This is a genomic window from Phyllobacterium zundukense (genome assembly GCF_025452195.1).
Lineage (GTDB): Bacteria > Pseudomonadota > Alphaproteobacteria > Rhizobiales > Rhizobiaceae > Phyllobacterium > Phyllobacterium zundukense_A.
In genome coordinates this window covers 469,101-485,994 of sequence record NZ_CP104973.1, presented here as the reverse complement: position 1 = coordinate 485,994, position 16,894 = coordinate 469,101, and the positions used below count along the sequence as shown (strand labels likewise).

Sequence of the window (16,894 nt, the reverse complement as noted above, 5' to 3'; positions counted from 1 at the left end):
CGTCACACCCTCTGGAATTCGTGCTGGTCGATCGGCAGCGACCGCAACCGCTTGCCCGTCGCTGCAAAGATCGCATTGTACAGCGACGGAGCAACGCCCGGCGTGCCGACCTCGCCTATGCCGCCTGGCGCCTCCGAACTTGGAACGATGTAGACCTCGATCTTCGGCGTCTCATTTATGCGCAACACGGGGGAGTCGTCGAAGTTGCTCTCGACAACGGCACCGTTCTGGACCGTCAGGCGTCCGTAGAGTGCAGCACTGAGGCCATAGACGATGCCGCTCAATATCTGGGCGTCCACCGTGTCCGGATTGACGACCTGGCCACAGTCGACCGCACAGACGATGCGCTCGACCTTGGGTTTTCCGTCGTCCCCGACGCTGACTTCAGAGATCATTGCGGCAAAGCTGCCGAAATCCTCCGAAAGGGCAATGCCCCTTCCTTTGCCTTTAGGCAGGGCATTTGACCAGCCCGCCTTTTCTGCAGCCAGATCAAGAGCAGCAAGGAGACGCGGCTTATGCTGAAGCAGGCGCTTGCGATACTCGAGCGGATCGATCTTCGCGGCGCTGGCCAGTTCGTCGATGCTGCCTTCGATCGGAAAGATGTTGCGCGTGGCGCCGACGCCGCGCCAGTTGCCCGTCAACATTCCGTCCGGAGCCTCATGGCGCACAAACTCGGTAAATTTGTTCGGGATCGCGTAGGCCGACTCTGCACCACCCATGATGTCAAGGTCGATACCATCTTTGGTAAAGGCCGGCAGCCAGCGTGCCATGACGGCGGGACCGATCACGCGATGCCGCCACGAGACGGGCATGCCGTCCGGACCGAGCGTCGCGCTGACCTTGCTGTAATTCAGATAGCGATAACAGTCATGGCGGATGTCCTCCTCGCGGCTCCAGGTGACCTTCACCGGGCCATCCACCTGTTTCGCAATCTTCGCCGCCAGAATGACGCCGTCGACATCGAGCCTGCGGCCGAAGCCGCCACCGAGAAGCTGGTTATGAACAAGGACCTTGTCCACGGGGAGATCGGTGACGTCCGCTACGGCCTGCCGCGCACGACCCGCAACTTGGGTGCCGGTCCACACGTCGCAGCTGTCCTTGCGAACGTGAAGTGTGCAGTTCATCGGCTCCATTGCCGAATGCGTGAGGATCGGCATGCGGTAGAGGAATTCATGGACGGGCCCGTGTTCGGCCTCGGCCTTGACGACATCGCCTTCCTTTATATGAGGCAGGGCGTTGCCGCCGTTCGTCGCATCCTCGATGCTCTTCTCAAGTTCGGCCGAGGTGAGATCGCCGCTCGGACCCGGATCCCACTCGATGGAAAGCGCCGCAAGCCCCTTGCGGGCGGCGCCGGTATTGTCGGCCACGACTGCAACCGCGTCCTCGATGCGGACCACCTGCTTGACACCCTTGACCGCCATTGCCGGCTTGTCATCGACGGAACGCAGCTTGCCGCCGAAGTGCGGACAAATCGCGATTGCCGCGTAGGACACGCCTTCCGGACGGGCGTCGATGCCGAATTTTGCAGTACCGTTCACTTTCTGCGGGCTATCAAGGCGCCGGATGGCCTGGCCGATAACCTTGAAGCTCGACGCAGGTTTCAGTGGCACGTCCTGTGGAATGGTCTCGGCAGCAGCGGCCCGAATAAGGCTGCCATAGGCCGCGGTGCGTCCGCTTGCGGCATGAACGACCTCCCCGGCCTCGGCCGTGCACGTATCTGGCGCAACGTCCCAGCCTCGCGCTGCGGTGTTGATCAGTACCATACGGGCGCTGGCACCGGCCTTGCGCATCTGCTCGTAAACACCGCGAATGGAGAGTGAACCGCCGGTGATCTGGTCCCCCAGCAACGGGTTTGCGTAACGGGCAGGATCGGCGGGTGCATGCTCCAGCACTACCTGGTCAAGGGGGACTTCCAGTTCTTCGGCGAGCAGCATCGCGATCGACGTATAGATGCCTTGCCCCATCTCTGCGGCTGGCATGATGAGGACAATTTTGCCATCCTCAGGAATGCGAATGAAGGGGTTAGGATCAAACCCGGCTGCGGCAGCTGAAGAGGTCGACGGCCGCAATCCGAAAACGAGGCCAGCTCCTGTCAGCGATGCGCCGATCAGAAAGTGGCGGCGCGAAACGGAAAGTTTGACTTTGTCATGAATGGACATCGTATCACCCCGCCTTCGCCGCCTGCTTGATGGCCGCCCGAATGCGCGGATACGTGCCGCATCGACAGATGTTTCCCGCCATGACCGCATCAATATCATCGTCGGTCGGCGATGGATTGGCAGCGAGCAGCGCGGTTGCGGACATGATCTGTCCGGACTGACAGTAACCACACTGGACGACATCGATATCCAGCCAGGCCTTCTGTATCCGCGCGCCTTCGGCGGTATCGCCAATTGCCTCGATCGTGGTGACAGGCTTGCCTACCGCCTCTGCGACGGGCATGACGCACGACCGCACCGGCACGCCATCCACATGCACGGTGCAGGCACCGCACATGGCAATACCACAGCCAAATTTTGTGCCCGTAAGACCTATGGTGTCGCGAAGAACCCATAGAAGCGGAATGTCGTCATCCACATCGACGGCATAGTCATTGCCATTGACCATAAGATTATGTGACATGTGAAACCCGGCTGACAGCCGTCCCCGACTAACTTGCAGCAGTTATTAAAAGTAGCCGAGATAGTTCAAAACGGCAAGCTTTGAGCACGGATGCCCGCGTTTTTACTTTGCGTGGTCGGTTTCTCTAAGTAGTTCGATGTATGCTACTGGCCAAACTACGTTGCTGTCAGCGTAATGGAATCCATAAGGGGCTCTTCCACGCCTTCAGTTCATCAAGAAAGACCAGCAGCTTTGCCGGCAGGTACCGGCGGGTAGGATAGACGGCATGCACGAAGATTTCCGGCGATGACCAGTCCGGCAGCACGCGGATGAGTTCTCCGCGTTTTATCTGTTCGTCGCAATAGGTCGACGGCAAAAGGCCGATCCCGTGGCCGCGATAGGTGAACGCGGCCACCGACTGAAAATCCCTGCTCGACAGCGGCCCTGACACATGCTGCTTGAGCGATTTGCGTCCGTTGACCAGATGCCATTCCGCCTCATTGTTGCGGCCGTTGAGCAGGATGCACCGATGGTCCTTCAAATCCTCCGGTTTTTCCGGAGCCGTCCGGCCTTCGAGATAGTCCGGCGCCGCGACGACATAGCGGACGCTTTTGCCGATCCTTTGCGTGACGATGGTTGAATCGCGCAACTCTCCGAAGCGAATGCCGATGTCGACATTCTCTGCAATAAGATCGACGAAGAGATTTGTGATGAAGAGATCGACCGCGATGCGCGGATGTCTTTTCAGGAAGGCGGAGAGAAATTCATAGAATGGTTCCTGCCCCATGAGCACAGGCACCGAGATTCTCCAGCAGGCCTTCCGGTTGCTTCTGCGTCTGGGTCAGAACCTGCTCGGCATCGAACAAGTCGCTGAGAGGTTCGCTGCACTGATTGTAGTAGGCACGGCCCTGCAGCGTAAGCGTCAGCTTGCGGGTTGTGCGCTGGATCAAGGTGACCCCGAGCTGGTCTTCGAGCGCGGAGACCTTGCGACTGACGGTCGATACCGGCATCCCGAGCGAGCGGGCCGCGCGGCTGAAGCTCTCGAATTGCGCAACCTTCACGAAAACCGCGATATCGTTCAAATCCGTCATGACAAGATTTTTGCATAAGTGGAAAATAGATTCCAGATATTTCCATCTAATCGCGCAATGGGGTCTCGGCCATATTCATCGGCAACAAGCGCAACTGCTGCGCTTCAACCGATGGAGATTAAAATGCCAATACCTAAAACCGTCATCGTCACGGGAGCCTCCCAGGGTATCGGAGCAGGCATCGTCAACGCCTTTGCCGAGCGCGGCTACAACGTCGTCGCGACTTCCCGCCAGGTAACGTCGTCAGATGCCTTCCGGGCTTCTGACCAGATCGCTGTCGTCGATGGTGACATCGGCGATCCCGAAACGGCAAGGCAAGTTGCGGAAACCGCAATCAGCCGGTTCGGCTCGATCGATGCCCTCGTCAACAATGCCGGCATCTTCTACACCAAGCCGTTCATCGACTATACGATGGACGATTTCAGGAAGCTGTCCTCGACCAATCTCGAAGGCTTCATCCACCTGACCCAGCGGGCCGTAAGGCAAATGCTGGCGCAGAAGTCCGGCGGCAGCATCGTCAGCATCACCACGCCATTGATCGATCATCCGATCGCCGGCCTTTCCGCCTCGGTCCCCATGATGACCAAGGGCGGCATCGACGCGATCTCCAAGAACATCGCGATGGAATATGCAAGCGATGGTATCCGGGTTAACACTGTCGCTCCCGGCGTGGTCGACACGCCGTTGCACAAGGACAATCCGAAGGAGTTCCTGCGGACATTGTCGCCCATGGCAAGCATTTCCACCGTAAAGGAAATCGTCGATGCAGTCGTCTTCCTGACGGAAGCCCCGCACATAACCGGGGAGGTGCTGCACGTTGATGGCGGCGCACATCTGGGCAAATGGTAAACCACACGAAAGAATCGGCAGCCGGTGCAGAACAGCGGCTGCAGGAAATGGGCATCACGCTTCCACCGCCGCCAACCCCGTTTGGCGCTTACGTGGAAGCCGTGACGATCGGCAACCTCGTCTTCTTCAGCGGGATGCTGCCGGTCATCGACCGCAAGCCCCAGTTCATCGGACGCGTCGGCGGTGAACTCACCGCCGAGGACGGCCGCAAGGCCGCGGAAGTGGCGACGCTGAGCGCACTGTCGGCCGTCCGCGAACATCTTGGCTCGCTCGACAAGGTCAAGGCCGTCGCAAAGCTTGGCGTCTACATCGCGACCGACGGTGATTTCAGAGATCATCCGAAAGTCGCGGACGGAGCGTCCGAGATGCTGCTCCGGGTCTTCGGAGAAAATAAGCTTTCCGGCCGCGTCGTGCTCGGCGTAGCAAGCCTGCCGCTTGGCCTGCCGATCGAGATTGAACTCGTCGTTGAAGTCGAGGCTTGAATGGGGTGTGTCCCCGAAAAGCCCCAACCTTTCCGTCATCCTCGGGCTTGACCCGAGGACCCACGGCAAGGAAGAACTGTTGCTTCAGTGCTCCCGACACATTCCAGCTAAATTCTTGCTCAATGACGGACATCCATTCCGAGCCAGCTGGATCGAGTTCGGGCATCGGAGATGTTTGCGCTCCTCAGCCGTGGGTCCTTGGGTCAAGCCCGAGGATGACGGAGAGTTCGAGGCTTCATGGAGGACGGAGAGGAATAGCACTTGCCTCGCTGCTCTCCGTGCCAAAATTCATTCAAACATTCGTCGCCGCATAAACGGGTTGGTAACCAACATTCTTCATTGTCCATAAAGTCAGCATGACGGCGTGAGCCAGGTTTTACGTCTTGTGGCCTCAGTTTCGCCACGGGAATAGGGTTTTGCGCAGGCTGACGCGTTGGTGTCCAAGCGTGGGTTGCGTGTATCATGGGGTTTGCAGTCAGATCCGCCAAGGGCTTTGCGCCTTCTGGCGAGAGGGGCCGTTTTGGTGGCCGACGGTTGCTGTCCGCTGGCTTGCTTGCGGGCGTCAGTGTCGTGGCTTCTCTCGGGGCGATTGCCGCGGTGGCCACCATGCAAGGCGCTTTCGGCTCCCATGCCGCGGGTAGCGGCGCCTTCAACCAGGCAGAGCGGGCGTTTTCTGCGCCTTCGATCGCGCTCGTCAGCCCCTTGGTTACATTGCCCAAACCCTCGAAGTTTCCACGAGTGCCGGAGCTGAAACACACGGCCTGGCAGGTCAGCACCATGGACGAAGGCTCGGTGATCTTGCCGACCGGAGAGATCAGCGTCATCGCGCAGCCAAAGCCCAAGGTGGTGGCGGCCATGCATCATCCATTGGCAGCCGAGTCATTCGGTGCGCGTTTTGATGTGGTGCGGGCCGGGCCTTTGGCCGAAGATGCCTTTGGCGCCCGCGCTTCCGGTATCGATACGATGCAGGTCGCTTCGATCCAGACCTACACCGCTTTTGACGCGGCGCCGCCTGTGGCTGCGCCTTCCGCTCCAGCGCCTGCAATTGCTGTGGCTGCCTTGCAGGACGCGCCGCCGCCGGTCGGGACCTCGGCGCAGGGGCCGTTCAGCCTGGTGCTCGCCGAGGAGGACCCCGCCGCCGAGGATGACCTGGCTGCGGTGCCGCTGCCGGGGATAAGGCCGCGCCGACCCGCGGGCGAGGTGGACTTGCCTTCGACGAAAGCCTTGAAGCGAGCCGCCCCGCAAATGCTGGCCTATGCGCCGCAGGACAATGCTATTCAGGATAATGCGCCGAGTTACAGGCCTGCGCCGCTTTTTGCTTCACGCAGCCGCACGGCGGTCTACAGTATCGAGGCGAAAACCGTCTACCTACCGAATGGCGAACGCCTCGAAGCGCATTCGGGGCTGGGACCGATGCTCGACAATCCGCGTTATGTGCACAAGAGGATGCGCGGCGCCACGCCGCCGCATACCTATAATCTGACAATGCGCGAGAAGCTCTTCCACGGTGTCCAGGCAATCAGGCTCAACCCTGTCGAACCGGGCAAGATCTTCGGGCGCGACGGGCTTCTGGCGCATACTTATATGCTCGGGCCGCGCGGTGATTCCAATGGCTGCGTGTCGATCAAGGACTACCGCCGCTTTCTCGCCGCCTTCAAACGGGGCGAGATCACGCAGCTCGTCGTCGTCGCCCGCATGCCGGGCGGGTCGTCGCGTATCGCCTCCAGATAACTGACGTGCATTCCCTATCTAGCCGAGCGAGGCGATGATCTCGCGATAGGCTGCTTCGGGGAAGGCCTTCAGGGTCTTCGTGCGCACATTGCCTTTCATGCCAAGGGAAAGAGCAAACCGCGCCATGACCGCATCATCGGACGCCTCGCCGACCACAACCATGTCGTATTCGCCCATGGTGAGGTAGAATTCCTTGAGGGAACCGCCCATCTCGCCGAGCAGCTTTCTGGCTGCATCGAGCCTTGCCGGCGAATCGCGTATATTCTTCACGCCGAGCTCGGTCCAGTTGATCAACATCACGTAAGTGGTCATGGCAAACCTCCCACGCGGTCCGGCTCGCGCCGGAGGCCGCGAAATGATCCGCCCTCCGCCTTAAGCGACTATACGCCTGTTGCCGCTGGCCAACAATCAAACCGTTACGTCGGCGGCATCTTGTCGAATTTCGGCAGGGTCGGGTCGAGGTGGTCCCATGCGTGCCCGGCGGAGGCCCAGGAAACCATTTGTGGCTTGTACCGGCGAGGATCGTCGAGGCTACCGGCTCGCACGACGAAGTAGTCCGGCATATCTGGAAAAATCATATAGACCGGCGATCCGCAGGTGGGGCAGAATGCGCGGCTTTTTACAGTTCCGTCGTCGCCAGTCGCGTCCCAGAACGTCGCTTCGCCTTCAACCTTTACCCCGGCCCGCGGGAATGTCAGATGGGAGGCGTGGCCTGTACCGCTTTCCCGCTGGCATTGGCGGCACTGGCAATCGAGCATGACAACCGGTTCGGCGGAAATTTGATAACGGATCGCGCCGCAAGCGCATCCGCCCGTGTAGGCCTCGCTCATTCTAATCTCCTTTGATGAATTTCTGGGATCGGCCGTGCCCGCGCTACCGCCACAAGCACGAACTTTGCTCAGTTGTTGTATTCGTCGTGGCGGCGCCACCAGACGTCGCCTTTTTCGTTTCGTCCCTTGGGTGCGCGGTCGAGCCATTGATACATGGCCCAGATGCCGTCGACCCCGCGCGCATAGGCGGAATAGGTGTGATAGACGACGCCGTCTTCGAGCACGAATGCACTTATGCCCGGTCTCTCGCGTGCGTAAGTAGCCGTATCTGTTCCGGCCATGGTTGCGAATATGTCGTCCCCGTCAGAGCCATCGTCGCCGGATGGCGCTGGCTCTTCACGCACGTAGTTGTATTCGATGGTGCCTTTGCGCTGTTGCTCTTCGGTGAACGTGACGTGGAAATCCGGATTGAAGTCGCTGCCGAATGAAGACGCCCAGGGGAAAGTCCACCCCATACGCTGTTTGAATGCCTGCAACTTGGCAAGCGGCGCCCGCGACACGGCGGCAAGCGTTACATCGTGATTGGCGAGGTGAACAACGGAGCCGTTGAAGCCATCGGCGATCGCCGAACAAGAAGGACACCCCGCCTTGTAGTCGGGCCCGAACATGAAGTGATAGATGATCAGTTGCGAGCGCCCTTTAAATAGATCTGCAAGCGACGCACGGCCTTCGTCTGTATCGAATTGATACTCTTTGTCGATCCTGACCCATGGCAAAGCCTGCCTTCGCCGTGCGATCTCGTCACTGCGGCGCGTCAGCTGCTTCTCCTCATCTAGCAGCGCAAGCCGGGCTGCAAGCCACTCATCGCGTGAAACGACCGGATTCTTCATAGCTACCTCCTGTTGAGATGCCTTTCCAACGTCTGATGCAACCGATCGTTGCGTCAATTGCGCTTTTTGGACGAGGCGTGTTCCGCTGCGATGGCGCCGATGCCTGGAACGACCTTCTTCCAGCCTGCGCCCATATTCCTGAAGGCAGTATCGTTGCGCGGCAGCACGAAGCCTGAATGAACAAGGCGAAGGCGGGTGCCTTTTTCAGCCTTGGAAAGGACCCACGTGACCACAGTTTCCAACCGCGAGCCATAGCCGACATTTCCCTCATGTCCGCCTTGCCAGGAATAAACGAGCCGTTCATTCGGCACCGCCTCCAATACCTCGCATTGAATGAGACCATCCCACGCGCCGGCCGGCGTCGTCTTGAATGTGAAGCGCTTGCCGACGGCGGGCTCGAAACCGCTTGTCGGCATCCCTAGCCAGCGCGCAATCAACTCGCCCGTTGTCAGCGCTTTCCAGATCGTCTCCGGCGCATGCGGCAAGATCTCTTCAACCACGATGTCTTGTGTATCGGGCTTCAATGCGGCGTCTTTCATGGATCGATCTCCTTCAGGAGTGTTTTGAGATTTGCAAAGCGCTCGCGCCAGAAGACGGCGTAATGACTCATCCAGTCGGCCAGCGGTGCAAGGCCTTCGGGCTCCGCGCGATAATAAACGTTGCGACCCTCGGGACGCTCAGTGACCAAACCGGCCTGCTTCAAGGACTTGAGATGTTGGGAAATCGCGCCCTGTGTCACGCCGCTACCCCGCGTCAGCTCGACCACGGTAATCTCGTTGGAACTGGCGACGCGCTCGAATATGGCTCGTCGGGTGGGGTCAGCAAGCGTGCGCAGAACAGCGTCGATGGCGGTAACTTCAATCATGAAGATACATTAGTAGATGCTAATTGATTAGTCAATACTAATGATTCATGTATTTGATCGTGTAAGCTAGGTAAGTAAACACTTACCTTTTCACAAAAGTTCTCAGACGCGAAAGGGCATCGTCCCATTGTTGCGAGACACTGTCGAGATAGGCTCGGATATCGTCAATGGGCTCGGGCCGGAAAGCGAACTGGCTTTCCCGCCCAACCTTGCTGCTGATGACGAGCCCCGCCTCTTCGAGAACGCGCAGATGTTTAGTGACGGCCTGGCGGGTGAGGTCCGTGCCAGCGGACAGTCCGGCAATCGAACGGGATTGCCCGTCACTGAGCTTCGTCAGCAAGGACAAGCGGGTGGGGTCGCCCAAGGCTGCAAAAAGTGACGCGGTATCGCGCTCGGGTGTTTCAATCAACATGCTTTTTGATGTTCTTGATTTGCTCTGCCCAGCCACCTTCATTCATGCGCATGGCATCCGGCCGTCGCTGCGGCGGCAGACTATCAAAGCCAGATTCCACAATAGTCAGCTTTGTGCCTTTGCCCTTTGGCGCAAGCTTGAATTCGACCAGCGTCGGGGGTTCGGCCGAGTAGTCGAAACCGGGCTCTATCGCATAGGGATGCCACGTGAAAGAGAAGAGCCGTGGCTCGTCCATCGTCTTCACCGTCACCTCCCACTTGAGATGCTCGTAGCCGGGATAGGTGATCCGGCCTTTGGCCACTTCGCCGGCTATAAACGGACCCTCGAGCTTGACGCGAAACCATTCGCCAAACTCGATATGATCCGTTAGCGCGCGCCAGACCCGCTCGACCGGCGCATTCAACTCAATGCTTTTTTCGATGCGATCAGACATAAGGGCAACCTCCTGGTTGCCCTAATTATGCAACATCAGCCGCGAAGTGCAACCGGAAAGTTGCGTTTTATTCGGCTGTGGCCGGCTCGATAATGTTGCGTACCTGCGAGATCTTGTTCACCGGGAAGCCAGCCTTTTTGGCGTGCTCGCGGATCAGTTCCTCACTTGTAGATTGATATACACAATAAATCTTGTCATCCGTAACATAGCTATGGATCCATTGGATATCTGTTCCGAGATCGCGGAGCACTGCGCAGGATGTCTGCGAGGCGCCCTTGAGCTCCGGCTGTGTCAGCTTGCCGACACCTGGCATATCGCGTTCGATCACGAATTTTGGCATTCTATCCTCCTTGTCGACCATTTGCCGGCGCGGCGCGTTTTTATGCGGCGGCGTTAGGCTCCAGATCCTAATTCTGCGCGATCAATGAGCAGGCTGTTGGGACCGGCTTCTCGAACTCAGTAGTCCATGGCTGCGCTTGGTGGTAATGGCACCGCCTCTTTCTTCGGGCGTTCGGCGATCATAGCCTCGGTCGTCACCAGCAGGCCGGCGACGGACGCGGCACCCTGCAGCGCGCTCCGCACCACCTTGACAGGGTCGATGACGCCCATGTCGAAGAGATTGCCGTATTCCCCAGTCTGGGCATTCCAGCCAAAGGAGAAGTTGGCATTCTCGCGAAGCTTGCCAACGATGAGCGATCCCTCAGCACCCGCATTCTCGGCGATCTGGCGAACCGGTGTCTCGGTGGCACGACGTACGATCTCGATACCAACACGCTGATCGGCATTTGCAGCCTGTAGCCCGTCAAGTGCCTTGGCTGCACGCAAGAGTGCTACTCCGCCACCTGGAAGAACGCCCTCCTCGACCGCTGCTCGCGTCGCATGCAGGGCGTCATCAACGCGATCTTTCCTCTCTCTCACTTCGACTTCAGTCGAACCGCCTACGCGAATAATCGCGACACCTCCGGCAAGTTTTGCCAGACGCTCCTGCAGTTTCTCGCGGTCATAGTCGGATGTCGTGTCCTCGATCTGAGCCTTGATCTGGGCGACGCGCCCTTCGATCTCCGGCTTCGCGCCAGCACCACCGACAATCGTCGTGGTTTCTTTATCGATTACAACCTTTTTGGTGCTGCCCAACATTTCAAGTGTCACGCCTTCAAGCTTGATCCCCAAATCCTCACTGATCGCCGTTCCTCCCGTGAGAATTGCGATGTCCTCAAGCATGGCCTTGCGGCGGTCACCAAATCCCGGAGCCTTGACGGCGGCGACCTTCAGACCACCGCGCAACTTGTTGACGATGAGGGTTGCCAGAGCTTCGCCCTCGATATCTTCGGCTATGATGAGCAGTGATCTGCCGGATTGCATGACCGCTTCAAGGATAGGCAGCATAGCCTGGAGATTGGAGAGCTTTTTTTCGTGGATGAGGATATAGGGATCCTCAAAATCAACCCGCATTTTCTCCTGATTGGTGACGAAGTATGGGGAGAGGTAACCGCGGTCGAACTGCATGCCCTCGACGATTTCGAGTTCGGTATCGGCCGTCTTGGCTTCCTCGACGGTGATGACGCCTTCATGCCCGACTTTCCCCATGGCATCGGCCAGATATTGTCCGATCTCCGTGTCACCATTGGCAGAAATCGTGCCGACCTGGGCGATTTCTGAATTGTTTGAAATCTTGCGGGCGTTGCGCTTCAGTTCCTCGACAATTGCAACAACTGCAAGGTCGATGCCGCGCTTCAAATCCATCGGATTCATGCCGGCCGCTTCGGCCTTGGCGCCCTCACGGACGATCGCCTGGGCGAGCACTGTCGCTGTCGTCGTACCGTCCCCGGCAACATCGCTGGTTCTCGATGCGACCTCGCGCAACATCTGCGCACCCATATTCTCGAATTTGTCCTCTAGTTCGATTTCCTTGGCGACCGTTACGCCGTCTTTGGTGATGCGTGGCGCGCCATAGGACTTCTCTATGACGACGTTGCGGCCCTTGGGGCCTAGTGTAACCTTGACGGCATTGGCGAGGATGTCGACGCCGTGCAGCATTCGATCGCGAGCCTCAGAGCCGAATTTGACTTCTTTTGCAGCCATCGTCGTTCACTCCCTGGTTCGTGGGGCTTTATTTTCCCCTTGAAAGCAATACAGAATCTGGCAAGATTCACTGCAATGCATGAGTTGATCCATAAGGATGATATCATGAGTGGCAGAGCATTCGAACTTCAGTTGAAAGGCTACGGGCTGACGACGGCTGAAATACACTATCGTCTTCCCGACCACCCCAAATTTCTTCAGCTTTACATATGGCAAGAATACGATCTTGCGCCGAACTTCCCGGAATTGAAAGGCTTTCTTGATTTCTGGCAAAAGGACCTCGAGGGGCCACTCCATTCAATTCGCATCGTTCACCAGCGGCTCATAGAACCGCGGGAGTGGCGGGCGGTGGACGGGATTATCTCTATCCACTGAGACCCAAACGAAAATTCGCCATTGAGGACTGCAAATGGCGTTTTTTCTGCGCTCCGATGCTCACGTCCCAAACGTACGCTGCGCTTCGGTGCTCGAAATCCACCATTTTCGCCACCCCACGACGAATTTTCGTTCGCGCTCCGAAAACCTTTGATCGGCCGTGCTCTTTATAGCCGCTTGGGAATATCGAGGCCGCGCTGTACCGCCGGCCGCGCGAGACCGCGCTCCAGCCATGCGGGCACGCGTTTAAGGCTGTCGAATTCTACGATATCGCGTGCGCCATAGAAGCCGACGAGATTGCGAACCCAGCCGAGCATCGAAACGTCTGCGATACTGTAGTCACCCATGATCCAGTCGCGTCCATCGAGACGCGTTTCGAGGACGCCGAGCAGCCGCTTCGACTCGTCCCGGTAGCGCTCAAGCGGTCGCTTGTCCTCATAGTCGCGGCCGGCGAATTTATGGAAAAAGCCGACCTGGCCGAACATCGGTCCGATCGCCGCCATCTGGAAGAACACCCACTGGATGGTCTCATACCGTAGAGCGGGATCCGCAGCTATGAGCTTGCCGGTCTTCTCGGCAAGATAAAGCAGAATGGCGCCGGACTCGAACAGCCCCAGCGGCTTGCCGCCTGGTCCGTTGGGATCGACGATCGCCGGGATCTTGCCGTTCGGGTTCAACGACAGAAATTCTGGCGTCCAGCTCTCGTTCTTGCCGATGTCCACTGCATGCGCTTCGTACGGAAGTCCAATTTCCTCGAGCGCAATCGAAACCTTGACACCGTTTGGTGTCGGGAAGGAGTAGAGCTGCAAGCGGTCGGGATGTTGTGCCGGCCATCGTTTGGCGATGGGGAAGGCAGATAAATCAGGCATGAGGTACTCCTGTACTTAGAGGCCGCTCACACAATGACGATCTCCCCCGGATGGGCTGGCACATCATGATGCTGGGCGGTCTGATTCTGTGTGAGAAGGTTAGCATGGCGATGAGCGCTTGTTCTATTGCACTGCAAAAAGTGGCCCGGCGTGGATGCCGGGCCAGTTGCAAGAGATGCTGCTTACGTCATGGAGCCGTCACGATCATCCATGGGAAGACATAGGCCTGCAGCATCACGAGAACACCTACAAGGCACGCCAATATGATCGAATGTTTGAAGACGAAACGCAGGATCGTGCCTTCGTGGCCGTACCAGTTCGTAGCCGTCGAGGCGACGACGATAGACTGTGCGTCGATCATCTTGCAGTGTTACAGTAACGTACTTGTTTCCTTGTATGCCGCCGGACAATGCTTGCCGGACAAAACATCCGCTGACTTCAGTGCGCGCCGCCAACATATTGAAAGCTGCCCGGTGCCAGCTGATCGCCTTTGCCTGCAGCCCATGAACAATTGAAATCCAAGCTGCTCGCACTCGCCAGCCGATCAAGCAGAAATGGCCTTTTAAACGGGGAGTACAATCATGAAGGCAAAACTGTTCGCACTTATCACCTGTGCGATCTTGTTCATGGTGTCGACTGTGCATTATAGCGCCGCCGATGCCATTACCGAGCAGGAAGCGCATTCCATAGGCCTGGATGCCTATGTGTATTTTTATCCGCTGGTGACGATGGACGTCACCCGCAAACAGGCCACCAATATCGAGGCCGGCAAGATGATGGGCCGCGGACCGGCCAATGAATTCACCAACGTGCCCGAGTTCCCGACGGCTGACATGCGCGATGTCGTTCGCGTCAATTTCGATACGCTTTATTCAGTCGCCTGGCTGGACATGACCAAGGAGCCGATGATCGTTTCGGTTCCGGACACGAACGGGCGGTTTTACCTGCTGCCGATGCTCGACATGTGGTCGGACGTCTTTGCCTCACCCGGCTGGCGGACGACAGGCACCGCCAAAGCCGATTTTGCTATCGTTCCGCCAAAGTGGGAGGGCGGAGGACTACCCGAGGGAACGCAGCGTATAGATGCGCCGACACCCTTCGTCTGGATAATCGGGCGCACCAAGACCGACGGCCCACCGGACTATGATGCGGTCCACAAGATACAGGCGGGCTACAAGGTAACGCCGCTGTCGCAATGGGGCAAAACGCCCGAGCCGGTCAAAGTCACGATCGACCCGGCAGTTGACATGAAGACATCGCCGAAGGCCACTGTGGACGGAATGTCGGCCGGTGAATTTTTCGCGCGAGCCGCAGAGATCCTGAAAATCAATCCGCCCCACCTGACCGATCAGCCCATCATCGCCCAGATGAGACGGATCGGCATAGAGCCCGGTCAGAGCTTTGACATTACCAAGGTCGATCCCGCCGTCGCCAAGGCGCTCGAAGGTGTGCCGGCGGAAGCGAACAAAATGATGCAATGGAAGATGGCGACTCTGGCCCGGGTCGCGAACAATTGGTCGATGAATACCGACACGATGGGTGTCTACGGTAATTACTATCTGAAGCGTGCAATCGTGGCCCAGGTGGGGCTTGGCGCGAACCTTCCTGATGACGCCATCTACCCCCTCAATCTCGGCGACGAAAAGGGCAGCCCGCTGAATGGAGCGAACAATTACACAATTCATTTCGACAAGGCGTCGCTGCCGCCAGTCAAGGCGTTCTGGTCGATTACGCTCTATGATTCTCAGGGTTTTCAAGTTGCCAACAGCATCAATCGGTTCGCCGTAAGCAGTTGGATGCCGTTTGAGTACAATGCCGATGGTTCGCTTGATATCCACTTCCAGGAAAAAAGCCCTGGCAAGGATAAAGAGGCCAACTGGCTACCTGCACCCGCAGGACCGTTCAACCTGACCATGCGGCTCTATGGGCCGGAAAGGGACGCGCTGACAGGGAAATGGAATCCGCCTCCGGTGGTGATGGTTCCGGCGCTTCAACAGGTCATTGCGCAATAGCGCGAAGGTTCTGCCGATAGGCTGGCATGAGTTACGCCCGGCGCATTTTTCATGATATCACCGGTCTCTGGCCGGCGATCCTGAACGAACTGCGCTCCTTCGCGCGTCCGGGACCGCGCATGATCGACGAATTCGCGTGCGTGGTATCCGTCTTGTGCCAACGTGGCGCTGGTGGTCGCACCGGTGGCTGTCAGGTCACCGGCGGTCATGAGCGTCGGGCTCGCGGTGTTCGGCGGAGGCATCCTCTATTTACAACCTAGCGCTGTTGCACCGCACCATGCGAAACGTCGAAGAACCGAGCTCGTCCTTCGAGGCTTCTAAACAGCGCCTTGTCCGTGCCAGTCATGAAAGCTTGGCCGCCAAGTTCCTCTATGATGTCAAATAACGCCGCCCTTCGGCCCTCATCCAGATGCGCGGCGATCTCGTCCAGAAGCAGGATTGGCGCCATACCAGATAGTTCGCCCGTCAACCGCGCGTGGGAGAGAATGAGACCGATGAGCAAGGCCTTCTGCTCGCCGGTGGAACAGAGTTCAGCCGGCATCGCTTTTGGCCGATGGCGGACGAGCAGATCGGTGCGATGCGGGCCATCGAGCGCGCGCCCCGCGGCACGATCACGGGTGCGTCCGTCATGCAAGGCGCGGCGGAACGTTTCTTCGACATCGGTTGCCGCTTCGATACCGATACGCTGCTCGAGTTCGCCTTCGAGCAGGCAATCCGCCTTGGGGAAGGGGGTGTTGTCGGGCAAGCGCTCGATCATGCCATTGATCAGGCGCATGAGCTCGGCTCGCGCCGCAGCAATGGCGATGCCCAGTTCGGCCATCGGCGTCTCGATCGCATCGAGCCAGGCATCGTTGCCGCGCTCTTCCGTAAGCAGGCGGTTACGGCTGCGCATTGCTTTCTCGTAGTCGAGGACGCGCCTGCCGTGCGCCGGGTCTATGGCGAGGACCATACGGTCAAGGAAGCGGCGACGATCAGCGGCCGGGCCTGTGAACAACCCGTCCATGGCTGGAACCAGCCAGAGGATGCGGGAGTATTCCAGGAGCTCGTCGGCGCCAGCCGCCGTTACGCCATTGATGCGGACGCGCCGCGCATTGTCCCCGGGCGCATTGCCTGCAAGACCCGTGCCGATTTCGACAGTGCCCTCGGCGGTTTCGATGGCGGCGTGAATGGCAAAGCCGTCGGCCGCATCGTTGCGGGTAACGTCGGTATAGGTTGCGCGGCGCAGACCCCGGCCTGGCGACAGGAACGAAATCGCCTCGAGCAAATTGGTCTTGCCCGCACCGTTCTCGCCGGTCAGCACCACATGCGACGGCGCCAGCCGCAGCGACAGGTTTTCATAATTGCGGAAATTGGCGAGCTTCAGCCGGCTGATCGAAACGCGGGCCGGCTTGCCCGCATCCGTATTCGGATCATCGGTCATGTGAGTTTGACG

Annotated in this window: 19 protein-coding genes and 2 pseudogenes; 5 read left to right on the top strand and 16 right to left on the bottom strand. The window is 58.6% G+C overall.

Features of this window, described 5'->3' with window-relative positions:
- Positions 1-2: 2 nt before the first annotated feature.
- The 3 genes and pseudogenes from N8E88_RS14760 to N8E88_RS14750 form a co-directional block, all read right to left on the bottom strand.
- Positions 3-2,159, bottom strand: a complete 2,157-nt coding sequence (locus tag N8E88_RS14760) for a xanthine dehydrogenase family protein molybdopterin-binding subunit (RefSeq protein ID WP_262294321.1) — start codon at positions 2,157-2,159, stop codon at positions 3-5.
- Positions 2,160-2,163: 4 nt separating this feature from the next.
- A complete protein-coding gene (locus tag N8E88_RS14755) occupies positions 2,164-2,622 on the bottom strand; it encodes a (2Fe-2S)-binding protein (protein WP_262294320.1) in 459 nt (152 codons plus the stop codon).
- Between the two features lie 166 nt (positions 2,623-2,788).
- Positions 2,789-3,692: pseudogene (locus N8E88_RS14750) on the bottom strand (LysR substrate-binding domain-containing protein).
- A 123-nt stretch (positions 3,693-3,815) separates the two neighbouring features.
- On the opposite strand from N8E88_RS14750, the gene N8E88_RS14745 reads away from it, so the two are divergent.
- The 3 genes from N8E88_RS14745 (at position 3,816) to N8E88_RS14735 (ending at position 6,754) form a co-directional block, all read left to right on the top strand.
- A complete protein-coding gene (locus N8E88_RS14745) occupies positions 3,816-4,541 on the top strand; it encodes an SDR family NAD(P)-dependent oxidoreductase (protein WP_262294319.1) in 726 nt (241 codons plus the stop codon).
- Positions 4,535-5,023 (top strand): RidA family protein, encoded by a 489-nt coding sequence (locus tag N8E88_RS14740; RefSeq protein WP_262294318.1) that lies wholly within the window; start codon positions 4,535-4,537, stop codon positions 5,021-5,023. The genes N8E88_RS14745 and N8E88_RS14740 overlap by 7 nt, the downstream gene beginning before the upstream one ends.
- 462 nt (positions 5,024-5,485) lie before the next feature.
- Complete coding sequence (locus N8E88_RS14735; RefSeq protein ID WP_262294317.1) at positions 5,486-6,754, top strand: DUF2778 domain-containing protein; 1,269 nt, start codon at positions 5,486-5,488, stop codon at positions 6,752-6,754.
- A gap of 18 nt (positions 6,755-6,772) precedes the next feature.
- Here the strand turns inward: N8E88_RS14735 and N8E88_RS14730 are convergent, their stop codons facing one another.
- The 9 genes from N8E88_RS14730 to groL all read right to left on the bottom strand — a co-directional run bounded on the left by N8E88_RS14730 (position 6,773) and on the right by groL (position 12,206).
- Positions 6,773-7,066 carry a GYD domain-containing protein gene (locus tag N8E88_RS14730; protein ID WP_262294316.1) on the bottom strand — a complete coding sequence of 98 codons (294 nt, stop codon included), beginning with the start codon at positions 7,064-7,066 and terminating at the stop codon, positions 6,773-6,775.
- 104 nt (positions 7,067-7,170) lie between these two features.
- Positions 7,171-7,584, bottom strand: coding sequence for a GFA family protein (locus N8E88_RS14725; RefSeq protein WP_262294315.1), 414 nt, complete (start codon positions 7,582-7,584; stop codon positions 7,171-7,173).
- A gap of 68 nt (positions 7,585-7,652) precedes the next feature.
- Entirely contained in the window at positions 7,653-8,414 is a 762-nt protein-coding gene (locus tag N8E88_RS14720; protein WP_262294314.1) for a DUF899 domain-containing protein, read from the bottom strand.
- Positions 8,415-8,467: 53 nt separating this feature from the next.
- A complete protein-coding gene (locus tag N8E88_RS14715; RefSeq protein WP_262294313.1) occupies positions 8,468-8,953 on the bottom strand; it encodes an SRPBCC family protein in 486 nt (161 codons plus the stop codon).
- Complete coding sequence (locus N8E88_RS14710) at positions 8,950-9,279, bottom strand: ArsR/SmtB family transcription factor (protein WP_262294312.1); 330 nt, start codon at positions 9,277-9,279, stop codon at positions 8,950-8,952. The genes N8E88_RS14715 and N8E88_RS14710 overlap by 4 nt, the downstream gene beginning before the upstream one ends.
- 82 nt (positions 9,280-9,361) lie before the next feature.
- On the bottom strand, positions 9,362-9,691 hold the full coding sequence (locus tag N8E88_RS14705) for an ArsR/SmtB family transcription factor (RefSeq protein WP_262294311.1): 330 nt from the start codon (positions 9,689-9,691) through the stop codon (positions 9,362-9,364).
- Complete coding sequence (locus N8E88_RS14700) at positions 9,681-10,124, bottom strand: SRPBCC family protein (protein ID WP_262294310.1); 444 nt, start codon at positions 10,122-10,124, stop codon at positions 9,681-9,683. The genes N8E88_RS14705 and N8E88_RS14700 overlap by 11 nt, the downstream gene beginning before the upstream one ends.
- Positions 10,125-10,191: 67 nt before the next feature.
- Complete coding sequence (locus tag N8E88_RS14695) at positions 10,192-10,464, bottom strand: DUF4242 domain-containing protein (protein WP_262294309.1); 273 nt, start codon at positions 10,462-10,464, stop codon at positions 10,192-10,194.
- Between the two features lie 116 nt (positions 10,465-10,580).
- Positions 10,581-12,206: a chaperonin GroEL gene (gene groL, locus N8E88_RS14690; RefSeq protein WP_262294308.1), complete on the bottom strand. Its 1,626-nt coding sequence runs from the start codon at positions 12,204-12,206 to the stop codon at positions 10,581-10,583.
- 105 nt (positions 12,207-12,311) lie between these two features.
- Between groL and N8E88_RS14685 the strand changes: the two genes are divergently transcribed.
- Complete coding sequence (locus N8E88_RS14685) at positions 12,312-12,581, top strand: usg protein (RefSeq protein WP_114428520.1); 270 nt, start codon at positions 12,312-12,314, stop codon at positions 12,579-12,581.
- A gap of 167 nt (positions 12,582-12,748) precedes the next feature.
- Here the strand turns inward: N8E88_RS14685 and N8E88_RS14680 are convergent, their stop codons facing one another.
- On the bottom strand, positions 12,749-13,450 hold the full coding sequence (locus N8E88_RS14680; RefSeq protein WP_262294307.1) for a glutathione S-transferase family protein: 702 nt from the start codon (positions 13,448-13,450) through the stop codon (positions 12,749-12,751).
- A gap of 187 nt (positions 13,451-13,637) precedes the next feature.
- A pseudogene (locus N8E88_RS14675) lies at positions 13,638-13,814 on the bottom strand (L-lactate permease); the annotation flags it as partial.
- Positions 13,815-14,076: 262 nt separating this feature from the next.
- Between N8E88_RS14675 and N8E88_RS14670 the strand changes: the two are divergent.
- A complete protein-coding gene (locus N8E88_RS14670; RefSeq protein ID WP_262295482.1) occupies positions 14,077-15,462 on the top strand; it encodes a DUF1254 domain-containing protein in 1,386 nt (461 codons plus the stop codon).
- Here the strand turns inward: N8E88_RS14670 and N8E88_RS14665 are convergent.
- Both N8E88_RS14665 and recF read right to left on the bottom strand, forming a co-directional pair.
- Positions 15,441-15,704 (bottom strand): hypothetical protein, encoded by a 264-nt coding sequence (locus tag N8E88_RS14665; protein ID WP_262294306.1) that lies wholly within the window; start codon positions 15,702-15,704, stop codon positions 15,441-15,443. The genes N8E88_RS14670 and N8E88_RS14665 overlap by 22 nt on opposite strands.
- A gap of 14 nt (positions 15,705-15,718) precedes the next feature.
- The gene (gene recF / locus N8E88_RS14660) at positions 15,719-16,882 is read right to left on the bottom strand and encodes a DNA replication/repair protein RecF (RefSeq protein WP_262294305.1); all 1,164 of its coding nucleotides are present in this window, start codon (positions 16,880-16,882) and stop codon (positions 15,719-15,721) included.
- Positions 16,883-16,894: the final 12 nt, after the last annotated feature.

Coding starts and splice junctions, on each gene's coding strand:
- N8E88_RS14760 (WP_262294321.1), bottom strand. CDS start 2,159: ATGTCCATTCATGACAAAGTCAAACTTTCCGTTTCGCGCCGCCACTTT.
- N8E88_RS14755 (WP_262294320.1), bottom strand. CDS start 2,622: ATGTCACATAATCTTATGGTCAATGGCAATGACTATGCCGTCGATGTG.
- N8E88_RS14745 (WP_262294319.1), top strand. CDS start 3,816: ATGCCAATACCTAAAACCGTCATCGTCACGGGAGCCTCCCAGGGTATC.
- N8E88_RS14740 (WP_262294318.1), top strand. CDS start 4,535: ATGGTAAACCACACGAAAGAATCGGCAGCCGGTGCAGAACAGCGGCTG.
- N8E88_RS14735 (WP_262294317.1), top strand. CDS start 5,486: ATGGGGTTTGCAGTCAGATCCGCCAAGGGCTTTGCGCCTTCTGGCGAG.
- N8E88_RS14730 (WP_262294316.1), bottom strand. CDS start 7,066: ATGACCACTTACGTGATGTTGATCAACTGGACCGAGCTCGGCGTGAAG.
- N8E88_RS14725 (WP_262294315.1), bottom strand. CDS start 7,584: ATGAGCGAGGCCTACACGGGCGGATGCGCTTGCGGCGCGATCCGTTAT.
- N8E88_RS14720 (WP_262294314.1), bottom strand. CDS start 8,414: ATGAAGAATCCGGTCGTTTCACGCGATGAGTGGCTTGCAGCCCGGCTT.
- N8E88_RS14715 (WP_262294313.1), bottom strand. CDS start 8,953: ATGAAAGACGCCGCATTGAAGCCCGATACACAAGACATCGTGGTTGAA.
- N8E88_RS14710 (WP_262294312.1), bottom strand. CDS start 9,279: ATGATTGAAGTTACCGCCATCGACGCTGTTCTGCGCACGCTTGCTGAC.
- N8E88_RS14705 (WP_262294311.1), bottom strand. CDS start 9,691: ATGTTGATTGAAACACCCGAGCGCGATACCGCGTCACTTTTTGCAGCC.
- N8E88_RS14700 (WP_262294310.1), bottom strand. CDS start 10,124: ATGTCTGATCGCATCGAAAAAAGCATTGAGTTGAATGCGCCGGTCGAG.
- N8E88_RS14695 (WP_262294309.1), bottom strand. CDS start 10,464: ATGCCAAAATTCGTGATCGAACGCGATATGCCAGGTGTCGGCAAGCTG.
- groL (WP_262294308.1), bottom strand. CDS start 12,206: ATGGCTGCAAAAGAAGTCAAATTCGGCTCTGAGGCTCGCGATCGAATG.
- N8E88_RS14685 (WP_114428520.1), top strand. CDS start 12,312: ATGAGTGGCAGAGCATTCGAACTTCAGTTGAAAGGCTACGGGCTGACG.
- N8E88_RS14680 (WP_262294307.1), bottom strand. CDS start 13,450: ATGCCTGATTTATCTGCCTTCCCCATCGCCAAACGATGGCCGGCACAA.
- N8E88_RS14670 (WP_262295482.1), top strand. CDS start 14,077: ATGGTGTCGACTGTGCATTATAGCGCCGCCGATGCCATTACCGAGCAG.
- N8E88_RS14665 (WP_262294306.1), bottom strand. CDS start 15,704: ATGCCTCCGCCGAACACCGCGAGCCCGACGCTCATGACCGCCGGTGAC.
- recF (WP_262294305.1), bottom strand. CDS start 16,882: ATGACCGATGATCCGAATACGGATGCGGGCAAGCCGGCCCGCGTTTCG.